The organism is Mesorhizobium sp. M8A.F.Ca.ET.202.01.1.1, from assembly GCF_004791595.1.
In the GTDB taxonomy this organism is placed as follows: domain Bacteria; phylum Pseudomonadota; class Alphaproteobacteria; order Rhizobiales; family Rhizobiaceae; genus Mesorhizobium.
In genome coordinates this window covers 1-11,352 of sequence record NZ_SRUN01000036.1, presented here as the reverse complement: position 1 = coordinate 11,352, position 11,352 = coordinate 1, and the positions used below count along the sequence as shown (strand labels likewise).

Annotated in this window: 9 protein-coding genes and 1 pseudogene; 6 read left to right on the top strand and 4 right to left on the bottom strand. The window is 64.1% G+C overall.

All coding sequences use genetic code 11. The features are described from left to right. A pseudogene (locus EN845_RS36870) lies at positions 1–103 on the top strand (IS110 family transposase); the annotation flags it as partial. Positions 104–336: 233 nt separating this feature from the next. Here the strand turns inward: EN845_RS36870 and EN845_RS33485 are convergent. Next, positions 337–1,131 carry an SDR family oxidoreductase gene (locus EN845_RS33485; protein ID WP_127873627.1) on the bottom strand — a complete coding sequence of 265 codons (795 nt, stop codon included), beginning with the start codon at positions 1,129–1,131 and terminating at the stop codon, positions 337–339. A gap of 235 nt (positions 1,132–1,366) precedes the next feature. On the opposite strand from EN845_RS33485, the gene EN845_RS33480 reads away from it, so the two are divergent. Continuing rightward, on the top strand, positions 1,367–1,831 hold the full coding sequence (locus tag EN845_RS33480) for a MarR family winged helix-turn-helix transcriptional regulator (protein ID WP_127873628.1): 465 nt from the start codon (positions 1,367–1,369) through the stop codon (positions 1,829–1,831). A gap of 44 nt (positions 1,832–1,875) precedes the next feature. Here the strand turns inward: EN845_RS33480 and EN845_RS33475 are convergent, their stop codons facing one another. Further along, complete coding sequence (locus EN845_RS33475; protein WP_127873629.1) at positions 1,876–3,054, bottom strand: MFS transporter; 1,179 nt, start codon at positions 3,052–3,054, stop codon at positions 1,876–1,878. A 196-nt stretch (positions 3,055–3,250) separates the two neighbouring features. On the opposite strand from EN845_RS33475, the gene EN845_RS33470 reads away from it, so the two are divergent. The 4 genes from EN845_RS33470 to carB all read left to right on the top strand — a co-directional run bounded on the left by EN845_RS33470 (position 3,251) and on the right by carB (position 9,272). Beyond that, positions 3,251–3,607, top strand: a complete 357-nt coding sequence (locus EN845_RS33470; RefSeq protein WP_127280845.1) for a helix-turn-helix transcriptional regulator — start codon at positions 3,251–3,253, stop codon at positions 3,605–3,607. Positions 3,608–3,671: 64 nt separating this feature from the next. Beyond that, positions 3,672–4,448, top strand: a complete 777-nt coding sequence (locus EN845_RS33465) for a metallophosphoesterase family protein (protein ID WP_127873630.1) — start codon at positions 3,672–3,674, stop codon at positions 4,446–4,448. Between the two features lie 104 nt (positions 4,449–4,552). After that, the gene (locus EN845_RS33460; RefSeq protein WP_127873631.1) at positions 4,553–5,347 is read left to right on the top strand and encodes an SH3 domain-containing protein; all 795 of its coding nucleotides are present in this window, start codon (positions 4,553–4,555) and stop codon (positions 5,345–5,347) included. Positions 5,348–5,768: 421 nt separating this feature from the next. Beyond that, positions 5,769–9,272, top strand: a complete 3,504-nt coding sequence (gene carB / locus EN845_RS33450) for a carbamoyl-phosphate synthase large subunit (RefSeq protein ID WP_127873632.1) — start codon at positions 5,769–5,771, stop codon at positions 9,270–9,272. Between the two features lie 95 nt (positions 9,273–9,367). Here the strand turns inward: carB and EN845_RS33445 are convergent, their stop codons facing one another. Both EN845_RS33445 and EN845_RS33440 read right to left on the bottom strand, forming a co-directional pair. Continuing rightward, positions 9,368–10,408, bottom strand: a complete 1,041-nt coding sequence (locus EN845_RS33445) for a branched-chain amino acid ABC transporter substrate-binding protein (RefSeq protein WP_167531563.1) — start codon at positions 10,406–10,408, stop codon at positions 9,368–9,370. Between the two features lie 223 nt (positions 10,409–10,631). Continuing rightward, the gene (locus EN845_RS33440) at positions 10,632–11,024 is read right to left on the bottom strand and encodes a RidA family protein (RefSeq protein WP_127873634.1); all 393 of its coding nucleotides are present in this window, start codon (positions 11,022–11,024) and stop codon (positions 10,632–10,634) included. Positions 11,025–11,352: the final 328 nt, after the last annotated feature.

The following is an 11,352-nucleotide window of genomic DNA, read 5'->3' as shown; positions in this document are numbered from 1 at the left end:
AAAGCCCAAAATGCTCATCCGCATCGCACTCGCCAGAAAACTTCTCGTCATCCTCAACGCAAAAGCACGCGACGCGAGAAGCGAATTCGCAAATGCAACTTGACACCCCAGATAGTCGCTCTCCCCCGATCGACGGGGGAGAGGAAAAGCGCCAGGCTTTTTGCCGTCAATGCTCGCCCAGTAGCGCTCCCTTCCTTTCCCTCCGGAGGGGGGAAAGGTGGCGCGGCGAAGCCGCGACGGATTGGGGGAACCACGTGGCAATCAAGCCTCGGGCCGATCGGCCACGCTAGTCGCGGAAGATGTGCACAAGCGCCAGAGTCCCAGACCGAAGTGGCCTCAAGCCGCGTAGCGGGCTGCCGGCTTGTCGGCGTGCAAGCTGCCATAGAAGGCCTGCCGGGCGCCGAGGAACGTATCCAGCTTTCCCGTATCGGCAAGCGCCGGCACGGTGACGGCTTCGCCCCGCGCCAGGCCGACAAGGGCGGCATCGACCATATCGTCGGCGGTCATGATGATTTCCTTCGGAAGCTGGTCGATATCGCTGCCGGAAAGCTCCCAGAAATCGGTCCGGGTCGCGCCCGGCAGCACCGCCTGTGCCGTCACCCCGGTGCCCGCGACCTCGCGATGCAGCGCTTCGGTGAAGTTGACGACATAGGCCTTGGTGCCGCTGTAGATGCCCCCGAACGAGGTGTCGAAAGCCAGTACCGAGGCGATGTTGACGATCCCGCCACGGTTGCGCGCCAAAAGCCCCGGCAGCACGGCACGGGTCAGCCGGGTCAGCGCCACGACATTGACCTTGATCATGCGCTCGGCGGCATCCGCGTCGGCGGTTGCCACCACCGCCTGACCGCCAAGGCCGGCATTGTTGACCAGCAGCGTCACGCTCTCGTCGGCTGATATCGCCTTCTCGACGCGGCGCACATCGTCGTCGTCGGACAGGTCGGCGGCGATCACGCTGACCTTGCGGCTATAGGCATGGCGCAGCTTCTCGGCCAACTCCCCGAGCCTGTCGGCACGGCGCGCCACCAGCACCAAGTCATAGCCCTGCCCCGCCAGCCGGTCGGCATAGACGGCGCCGATGCCCGAGGAAGCGCCTGTTATCACGGCTGTCCCCTTGTTGTCGTTCTTGCTCATTGTCACGTTCCTTCTGTTCGCTCTTATTCGGCTTCGACCAACGCGCCGGCCGTCGAGCCCATTGTCCTGATATCAATTAGTGGCATATACCACGTTCGGCGAAATAGGTATATGCCACTATCTTGTCAACGGCAGCCGCGAAAACTATTTCTGCGACAGGGCTGGCGCCCCTGCCAGAGCAATTCCAGCAGAAGCGCCCAGCGGTTTCGCCGGAATGCTCCGGCAAGGAGTTGACATGACCGACGTTCAGCAGCCGGGCTTCAGCCAGTGCAACAATGCCACCTTGCGGCGCACCGCGCGCAGGCTCGGCCGCTTCTACGACGACGCGCTGGCGCCTTCCGGCTTGAAGGGCACGCAGTTCGGCCTGCTCTTCCAGATCAGTGTCGGCGGCGAGCCGGCGATGGGAGCCATTGCCGAGGCGTTGATCATGGATCTCTCGGCACTCGGCCACACGTTGAAGCCGCTGGTCCGCGACGGCTATGTCGAAACCTTCGCCGACAAGGACGATCGCCGCGTCAAGCGCGTGCGGCTGACGCCGGCCGGCCAGGCCAAGCTCGACGAGGCGATCAAGCTATGGAGCGTTGCCCAGCGGCAATTCGAGGCCATGATCGGCGCCGAGCAGGCCGCGAAACTGCGGGCCACGCTCGATGAAGTGGCCGCGTTGAACCTGGAACTGCCCGCGGCCACTCCTTCCAGCTGAAGAAGCGGCCGCGTAAAAACATAGATCGAAGTCTGGGGTCAGTCTTATTCCGCCGGCATCGCCACCGGTCTGGCAAACACCCGCCCGGCCAGCACGATGCCGAGCCCGATGACCGGGAAGGCCGCGGCAATCAGGCCGAGATCGGCCGGCGCGCCGTAGCGCAATACCGCTCCACCCACCACAGCACCCAGCGCCACGCCGAGATAGAGCGCCGAGGCATTGAGCGACAGCACGATCGGCGCCGCATCCGGGGCGAGCTTGATGATGCGGCTCGCCTGTGCCGGCGGGAACGCCCAGCCGACGATGCCCCACGGCACCATCATGCCCATCAGCGCCGGTCCGGCGAGGTGATGCGGCAGGAAAGTCGGAATCAGCGAAAAGGTGACGAGCATGGCGGCGGAGAGCGTCAGTGACCAGGCGACGGTGCGCGTCGCGCCGAAACGATCGGCGGCCTGGCCGCCGACAATGTTGCCGATGACGGCGCCGGCGCCGAAGGCGAGCAGCATGCCCGGCAGCGCGATCGGCGACAGCCCGGCGCCTTCGATGGCCAGCGGGGCTATGAAGCTGAACACGGTGAACGCTCCGATGAGGGCAACCGCCGTCGTCACCAGGATCGGCATCACGCCGGGACGCATCGCCGCCGCCAGCCGGCGCTTCAGCGGCAGACGGGTGCCGATGATGCCGCGTGGCAGCCGGTACCACAGGATGGCGCCGGACAGCGCGCCAAGGCCGGCAATGGCGTAGAAAGTGCCGCGCCAGCCGGCGATGGCCGCGACCAGCGCGCCAAGCGGCGCGCCGACGGCGACCGCCACCGTGGTGCCGCCGACGACGACGGCAATGGCGCGGGCCCGGTGATGGTCATCGACCAGCGCCACCGCCGTGCCTTGCGCGGTCGCCGCGAACAGGCCCGACGACAGCGCCATGATGATGCGTGCGACGAGAAGCACTTCGAAGGACGAGCTCAGGGCCGCGACGACATTGCCGATGACGAAGAACACCAGCGTCCACAGGATGACGCGGCGCCGATCCCACTCGCCGGTCAGCGTTGCCAGGATCGGCGTGCCGATAGCATAGGCAAGCGCGAAGGCGGTGATCAGCGAGCCGGCGAGCGGCACGGAGATGCCGGCATCCCCGGCGATGTCCGGCAGAAGGCTGGAGATGACGAAGCCTTCGGTCGAGATCGCGAACGATCCGAGCGCTAGCCAGAAGATTCTCTTGTCCATGGGAATGCGTCCTTAGTTCAAAAGTTATTGAACAATTGGACATAACAGGCCATGATGTCAATGAAGCCAGGGCAAAATAGCTGAACCATGCTGACAGCCCTGTGTCAGGACGGTCACGGGGAAGGAGAGACAGTGTGTATGGGCCGAGCGGGATCGACGCGTTGAAATCGGCCCGAACTGTGCTTAGGTTCCTGCGATGACCTTGCCACACCCCAATACGGACCAGATCAGCCTGCCCATCGTGCTCGGCGTGCTCGGCGACCCGACGCGGCTCGCCATCGTGCGCTATCTGGCCAGCAAGGAAGGCCTGCCACTGAACTGCAGCCGCTTCCTCGACCTCGCCTCCAAGACCAATCTCAGCTACCACCTCGCCAAACTGCGCGAGGCGGGTGTCACCCGCGCCGAGGTGGTCGGCACCAACCGCATGATCACGCTCCGCCGGGCCGATCTCGACGCCCGCTTCCCCGGCTTGCTCGACAGTGTCATCGCCGCGGCCGCGGACGACACCGCCCTGCCCGCGGTCGGCGGTCATGATTTGGAAATGCCGGCCTGAACTTTTTCCTCTCCCTCGCGAAGCGGGAGGAGACCAGGTCCTGCCACCCACCGGGAACCTCCTCATGCGCATAGCCGTCCTCGCCGACATCCACGGCAACGTTCTCGCACTCGACGCCGTGCTCGAGGACCTGGCGCGGCGCTGCGGCACCGACCTCACCGTCAATCTCGGCGACAGCGTTTCGGGGCCGCTGTGGCCGCGCGAGACGATGGAACGGCTGGAAGCGCTCAACCTGCCGACGGTGCGCGGCAACCATGACCGCCGCGTCGCCGCCGATCCCCCCGACGAAACCATGTGGGCGTCCGACATCTATGCGCAGAAGCGGCTGACGCAGGCGCAGCGCGATACGCTGCTGGCCCAGCCGCTGACCCTGGAGATCGCGCCTGGCGTCATCGCCTTCCATGCCCGCCCCGACCATGACGAGAAATATCTGCTCGATGCCGTGACCGATGGCCATTTGGTGCGCGCGCCGCTGGCGGCGATCCGGCGCCGGCTGAAGGCACTCGACCCGGCCTGCCGCATTGCGCTCTGCGGCCACAGCCACCGCGCGGAATTGATCCGCATCCCGAATGGCCCAGTCATCTTCAATCCGGGCAGCATCGGCTGCCCTGCCTATGACGACGACACGCCTCCGGCGCATGTCTCCGAACAGGGCTCGCCGCACGCGCGCTACGGCATCGTCACCTTGGGCGGCGCCGGTCGGCAGGATCGTTTCGAGATGATCGCGGTGGACTACGACCACGAGGCGGCGGCGCGTCAGGCCGAAGATGCGGGACGCGCGGAATGGGCGCACGGCCTGCGCACCGGCTTCATGCCGGAAGCGGCCCAGCACCATGGTTAGCCTGAATTTCAGACTTACATGGCGGCGCGTCGTCCCTTATAAAACCGGCCGGGCATGCGGCGAGACCGCCGCGGCAGGGTGATTTGAGTACGGCGCACGGCCAAATGATGAGGCGCACGATTACGCTCCGACAAAGTTTGCATGCGCTGATTGCCGCTCCGCTGCTGATGGCGGCGTGGCCGGCTGTCGTGCCGGCCCATGCCGAAGAGGCGCCGTTCATCTCCGTTGTCACCGGGCTCGCCCCCGACGACCTGCTCAATGTCCGCGCCAAGCCATCGCCGATCGGCAAGACCGAGGCCCGCCTGGCCGCCGGCGCCAGCGTCCGAAACCTCGGCTGCAACGACATTGACGGCCACCCCTGGTGCAAGATCGAGTCGGACAATCCCAAGGCAACCGGCTGGACGCCGGCGCGCTATCTCGTTCCCCTCAATCCGGCGACGGTGCCCGACCAGGCAGCGGATACGCCCGCCGCCGCGCCCGCCGAAGGAGGTACCGGCGCGACGCCCGATGCACCCGACCTGACCGCTCGGCTGGGCAGCACGACCCAGCCGGCCAGCCCCGAAACCAAGCCGAAATCCGCGGCGGAGATCGCCATGCAGGATGCCTATGGCCTGGCGCTGGCGGCGAACGGAACCCTGCAAATTCCCTGCGCCCGCTACGTTGGACAGCCCATGTCGCCTTGCGCGGCGAACGTGACGCGCAAGGGCACGGACAAGGCCGACGTGACCGTGACCTGGCCCGATGGCGGCAGCCGCGTCATCTCCTTCGATGCCGGCCTGCCGGCAAGCTCGGACGCCGGCAGCGACTTCCGCTTCACCAGGGAAGGCAAACTCAACATGATCCGCATTGGTGTGTCCGAGCGCTTCGAGATCATGGATACGGTGGTGCTGGGGGATTAGGCGGCTTTTGCAATGGCTGCTCAATTGCCGGGGTTTGCGCTGCCCCTCATTGCCTTGCCGGACATTTCTCCCCGTATAGAGACGGGGAGAAAGAAGCCGTCCGCAAAGCCGCGCTTTTTTGCAACGTCGGAGGTTGGCGAAACCACCAGGGATAGCGCCCCTCTCCCCGTCACTATACGGGGAGAGGATGCCGGCAGGCAGGTGAGGGGCAGCGCAAATGCCCCGCAAGGTACCAATTCAAACCCAACGCCTTTGCCCCGGCCGTAAAACCCCACACAAACCCGCATTTTCGGGGTTACATCGGGCAAAACTCTTCCCTATAAGGCCCTCCTAGCCTGATACCAGAATCGCGAGCACAACCGGCCGGGTCTTCCCGTCCCGGTTTTTTGTGCAAGCCCGCTGCCGAACGGAATTCACAGACATGCCAAGACGCACTGACATCAAGTCGATCCTGATCATCGGGGCCGGCCCCATCGTCATCGGCCAGGCCTGCGAGTTCGATTATTCCGGCACCCAGGCCTGCAAGGCGCTGAAGGAGGAAGGCTTCCGCGTCATCCTGGTCAATTCCAATCCGGCCACCATCATGACCGACCCGGAACTGGCCGATGCCACCTATATCGAGCCGATCACCCCCGAGGTCGTGGCCAAGATTATCGCCAAGGAGCGGCCCGACGCGTTGCTGCCGACCATGGGCGGCCAGACCGCGCTCAACACCGCGCTGTCGCTGCGCCGCATGGGCGTGCTCGAGCGCTACAATGTCGAGATGATCGGCGCCGACGCCCATGCCATCGACAAGGCCGAGGACCGGGCACTGTTTCGTGAGGCGATGAAGACGATCGGGCTCGAAACGCCGAAGTCGATGCTGGCCAACGCCACCGACGTCAAGAATGCCGACCGCAAGACGCATGAGGCCGAGCGCGCGGCGCTGAAGGCCGAAAAGCCCGACAATCTCGACGCCGCGCTCGATGCGCTGGAAACCCGCTGGAACCTCGGCGAAGGCGACCGCAAACAGCGCTATATCAGCCACGGCATGGCGATCGCGGCCCAGGCGCTCGACCATGTCGGCCTTCCCGCCATCATCCGCCCCTCCTTCACCATGGGCGGCACCGGCGGCGGCATCGCCTACAACAGGGCCGAATTCTACGACATCGTCCAGTCCGGCCTCGATGCCTCGCCGACCACCGAAGTGCTGATCGAGGAAAGCGTGCTCGGCTGGAAGGAGTATGAGATGGAGGTCGTCCGCGACAGAGCGGACAATTGCATCATCGTCTGCTCGATCGAGAACATCGACCCGATGGGCGTGCATACGGGCGATTCCATCACCGTCGCCCCTGCCCTCACGCTCACTGACAAAGAATACCAGATGATGCGCAACGCCTCGATCGCGGTGCTGCGCGAGATCGGCGTCGAGACCGGAGGCTCCAACGTGCAGTTCGCCGTCAATCCGGCCGATGGCCGCCTCGTCGTCATCGAGATGAACCCGCGCGTCTCGCGCTCGTCCGCGCTTGCCTCCAAGGCGACCGGTTTCCCGATCGCCAAGATCGCCGCCAAGCTTGCCGTCGGCTACACGCTGGACGAGCTGGAGAACGACATCACCGGCGGCGCCACGCCCGCTTCGTTCGAACCGTCGATCGATTATGTCGTGACGAAGATCCCGCGCTTTGCCTTCGAAAAGTTCCCCGGCGCAGAGCCGGTGCTGACCACCGCCATGAAGTCGGTCGGCGAAGTCATGGCCATCGGCCGCACCTTCCAGGAATCGCTGCAGAAGGCGCTGCGTGGACTGGAAACCGGCCTCACCGGCCTCGACGAGATCGAGATCCCCGGCCTCGGCCACGGCGCCGTGGCGGCCAACCACGCCGACGACCGCAACGCCATCCGCGCGGCATTGGGCACCCCGACGCCGGACCGGCTGCGCATGGTGGCGCAGGCGATCCGCATGGGCACCTCGCTGGAAGACGTGCACGCCATGTGCAAGATCGACCCGTGGTTCCTCGAGCAGATATCAGGCATTCTCGCCATGGAGGCCCGCATCCGCGAGCACGGCATTCCTGAGGACGCCGTCAATCTGCGCATGCTGAAAGCCATGGGCTTCTCCGACGCCCGCCTCGCGTCGCTGACGAAGACCGACGCCGAAGTCGTTCAGAAGATTCGTGAAAAGCTCGACGTTCATCCGGTTTATAAGCGCATCGACACTTGCGCCGCCGAGTTCGCTTCGCCGACCGCCTACATGTATTCGACCTATGAAGTGCCTTTCGCCGGCGCGCTCGCCAACGAGGCGCAGGTCTCTGCGCGCAAGAAGGTCGTCATCCTCGGCGGCGGGCCGAACCGCATCGGCCAGGGCATCGAGTTCGACTATTGCTGCTGCCACGCGGCCTTCGCGCTGCGCGACGCCGGCTATGAAGCGATCATGATCAACTGCAACCCCGAGACGGTCTCGACCGACTACGACACTTCGGACCGGCTCTATTTCGAGCCGCTCACAGCGGAGGACGTGCTGGAGATCCTGCGAGCCGAACAGGCCTCGGGCGAGCTGGTCGGCGTCATCGTCCAGTTCGGCGGCCAGACGCCGCTGAAGCTGGCGGATGCGCTGGAGAAGGCGGGCATCCCGATCCTCGGCACCTCGCCCGACATGATCGATCTGGCCGAGGACCGCGACCGCTTCCAGAAACTCCTGCACAAGCTCAACCTCAGCCAGCCGAAGAACGGCATCGCCTATTCGGTCGAGCAGGCCCGCACCGTCGCCGGCGAGCTCGGCTTCCCCCTGGTGGTGCGCCCCTCCTATGTGCTCGGCGGCCGCGCCATGCAGATCATCTACAACGAAGGCATGCTGCAGACCTATCTGCTCGACACCGTGCCCGGCCTGGTGCCGGAGGACATCAAGCAGAAATACCCCAATGACAAGACCGGCCAGATCAACACGCTGCTCGGCAAGAACCCGCTGCTGTTCGACACCTATCTCTCGGGCGCCATCGAGGTCGACGTCGACTGCCTCTGCGACGGCAAGGCGACCTTCGTGTCGGGCATTCTCGAACACATCGAGGAGGCAGGCATCCATTCGGGCGACAGCGCCTGCTCGCTGCCGGTCCACTCGCTGCCGTCGGATCTTGTCGACGAGCTGGAACGCCAGACGGCGGCGCTGGCCCGCGCGCTCAATGTCGGCGGGTTGATGAACGTGCAGTACGCGATCAAGGACGGCACGGTCTATGTGCTGGAGGTCAACCCGCGCGCATCGCGCACCGTGCCCTTCGTCGCCAAGACCATCGGCCGGCCCATCGCCAAGATCGCCGCCCGCATCATGGCCGGCGAGACGCTGGAAGACGCCTTCTCCCATTACGGCGCCATGCCCGACCCGCGCAATCCCGGCCACATCGCGGTCAAGGAAGCCGTCTTCCCCTTCGCCCGCTTCCCCGGCGTCGACATATTGCTCGGCCCGGAAATGCGCTCGACCGGCGAGGTCATGGGCCTCGACCGCGACTTCGCGCTGGCCTTCGCCAAGAGCCAGCTCGGCGCCGGCGTCGACCTGCCGCGCTCCGGCACGCTGTTCGTCTCGGTGCGCGACGAGGACAAGAAAGGCATATTGCCGGCGGTCAAGCGCCTCGCCGGCCTCGGCTTCAAGGTGCTGGCCACCTCGGGCACGCAACGCTTCCTCGCCGAAAACGGCGTCGTGGCCGAGAAAATAAACAAGGTCCTGGAAGGCCGTCCCCACATCGAAGACGCCATCCGCAACCGCCAGGTCCAGATCGTCTTCAACACGACGGACGGCCAGAAGGCGGTGTCGGACTCGAAGTCGCTACGCAGGGCAACGCTGATGCAGAAGGTGCCGTATTACACGACGCTGTCGGGCGCAGCGGCCGTGGCGGAGGCGATCGCGGCGTTGAAGGCTGGGAGCCTGGAGGTCAGGCCGCTGCAGGAGTATTTTGCTTAGGCGATTAGCTCTCTTCTCCCCGTTCACGGGGAGAAGGTGCCGGCAGGCGGATGAGGGGCAGCGCTCACATCTCAAGTTGGGACTGCCAAGCGGCCCTATTTCATCGGCTCCAACGACAGGCCACCGTTCGCCTGTTTCGTCCAGACATACATCGCCACATCAGGCTGGCGCCGATCGCCTTTCGCGTCGAACGTCAGATCGCCCAATACGGTCGAAATCGGCTTGCCTGATTTTATGGCGGCGGCGACGAGCCTCGGCGCTTGGACTCCTGCCATCTCGATACCTCCGGCGATGACCTGGACGGCGGCATAGGACTTCAACGTATAAGCCTCGGGCTCGAACCCCTGAGAGCGAAAACGCGCAACCACATCCTTTGCAGCTGGATTGGACCGGTCCTCGGGGGAAAACACGATCAGGGTCCCCTGAACAGCCGGCCCGGCCAAGCCAGTCAGACCCTTGACCATGGCTCCGTCACCGGAGATGAATTGCAGGTGCATATCAGCCTCGTCACTTTGACGAATAAGCCGACCCAACTGGTCCCCCAACCCGGCAAAGAACGCAACGTCGATCTTCGCGGCTTTCATTTTGCCGATCAGGTCTCCAAAATTGGTCTGATCATATCTAACCTTGATAGCCAGCTTTTCAGGATGCCCCTTTGCTCGCAGCGCCTTCCGGGCCTTGTTCGCCAAGCCGTCTCCATAGGGCGTACCATCACTTACGATGGCCAGATTCCGAGCTGCGAAATGATCCGCCATGTATTCGCCGGCAAACGTCCCTTGAACATCGTCACGCCCCGCTGTGCGAACAACATTCCAGAGCTTGAATTCGGTAAGCCCGGGATTTGTGGATGCTGGACTGACCATCAAAGTATTGTTCTTGGCGTAAATTTGCGAAGCTGGAATTGAAGACCCTGAATTGTAGTGGCCAACAACAAAGCGAACTCTGTCCCTAGCAAATGCCTTGGCAATGCCGATGGCGGTATCCGGGGTGCCCTGATCATCAAGGACGACAAGCGCTATCTTGCATCCCCCAATCCCACCTTTGGCATTGATGTCGTCTGCTGCGAATTGAGCGCCACGGCGCATTTCCTCGCCGTAAACGGCCCAATCTCCCGTCATGGGGCCGGCCACGGCCATGGGAATATCGGGGCAAGCCGCGGCCGCTGATTGAGGAGCCGTTGACGCCGCCAACAGGCCCAAGGCCAATATTGTAAAAAGCCGAGGAAGCCCAAGCCAAAAACTACGCATTTCCGCCCCAGAAAGGTATTTAGAAAGTAGCCTTCCAAAAGAGAAAGATAACATGCGCTTTCAGCAAATTGAAGGTCTCCGCCGCAGCGAACGGAATCTTGTAGTGCGGCCCTCACCCCACCGCCACACACTCGATCTCGATATCAAACTCCATCGGCCACGACGCCACCGGCACGAAACTCCTTGCTGGTGGGTTCACGCTGAAATACCGGGCATACACCCTGTTTATCGCGTTGTAGAACCCCGAATTGACGGCGTAGATGCGCACCATCACCACGTTTTCCAGCGACGTGCCGGCGGCTTCCAGGCAATGTTTCAGCGCCTTCAGCGACGCCTCGGTCTGGACCTCGATGTCGCCGCGCACCATCTCGCCGGTCACCATGTCCACCGGCGGCGTCGCCGAGATGAAGACGAAGCCGTTGGCCTTCACCGCCGTCGAGCAGGGCAGGCCGAGTGAGCGCACCTTGTCCGACATGACGGGTACTTCGATGACTTCTTTTTTCATGATGATGCTCCCTGGGTTGCAGCGAGCTTAGCGCGGCGACGACGGAACGCCAGCGCCGTTCTTCCTTCTCCCCTTGTGGGAGAAGGTGGATCGGCGCGAAGCGCCGAGACGGATGAGGGGTGCGTGAAGGAACGAGACGTTGCTGGTCCGTTTTCACCCTGAGGTGCTGCCCGGCATGAACGTGGCGCCAAGCCGGAACACCCCTTGTGTGTTTGGAATCGTGCATTGTTGAGGGTGCCACGGACCAGGTGCTTGCCTGATCCGTGGCGGCGGTCGAGAGCCCGTCACCCCTCAGGTGGCTTAAACCGTGGATGAGCTGGGGCCCGAC

What these genes read in the sequence shown, in the direction of transcription:
- EN845_RS33485 (WP_127873627.1), bottom strand. Translation starts at nt 1,131, where the DNA reads ATGAGCAAGAACGACAACAAGGGGACAGCCGTGATAACAGGCGCTTCC.
- EN845_RS33480 (WP_127873628.1), top strand. Translation starts at nt 1,367, where the DNA reads ATGACCGACGTTCAGCAGCCGGGCTTCAGCCAGTGCAACAATGCCACC.
- EN845_RS33475 (WP_127873629.1), bottom strand. Translation starts at nt 3,054, where the DNA reads ATGGACAAGAGAATCTTCTGGCTAGCGCTCGGATCGTTCGCGATCTCG.
- EN845_RS33470 (WP_127280845.1), top strand. Translation starts at nt 3,251, where the DNA reads ATGACCTTGCCACACCCCAATACGGACCAGATCAGCCTGCCCATCGTG.
- EN845_RS33465 (WP_127873630.1), top strand. Translation starts at nt 3,672, where the DNA reads ATGCGCATAGCCGTCCTCGCCGACATCCACGGCAACGTTCTCGCACTC.
- EN845_RS33460 (WP_127873631.1), top strand. Translation starts at nt 4,553, where the DNA reads ATGATGAGGCGCACGATTACGCTCCGACAAAGTTTGCATGCGCTGATT.
- carB (WP_127873632.1), top strand. Translation starts at nt 5,769, where the DNA reads ATGCCAAGACGCACTGACATCAAGTCGATCCTGATCATCGGGGCCGGC.
- EN845_RS33445 (WP_167531563.1), bottom strand. Translation starts at nt 10,408, where the DNA reads ATGGCCGTGGCCGGCCCCATGACGGGAGATTGGGCCGTTTACGGCGAG.
- EN845_RS33440 (WP_127873634.1), bottom strand. Translation starts at nt 11,024, where the DNA reads ATGAAAAAAGAAGTCATCGAAGTACCCGTCATGTCGGACAAGGTGCGC.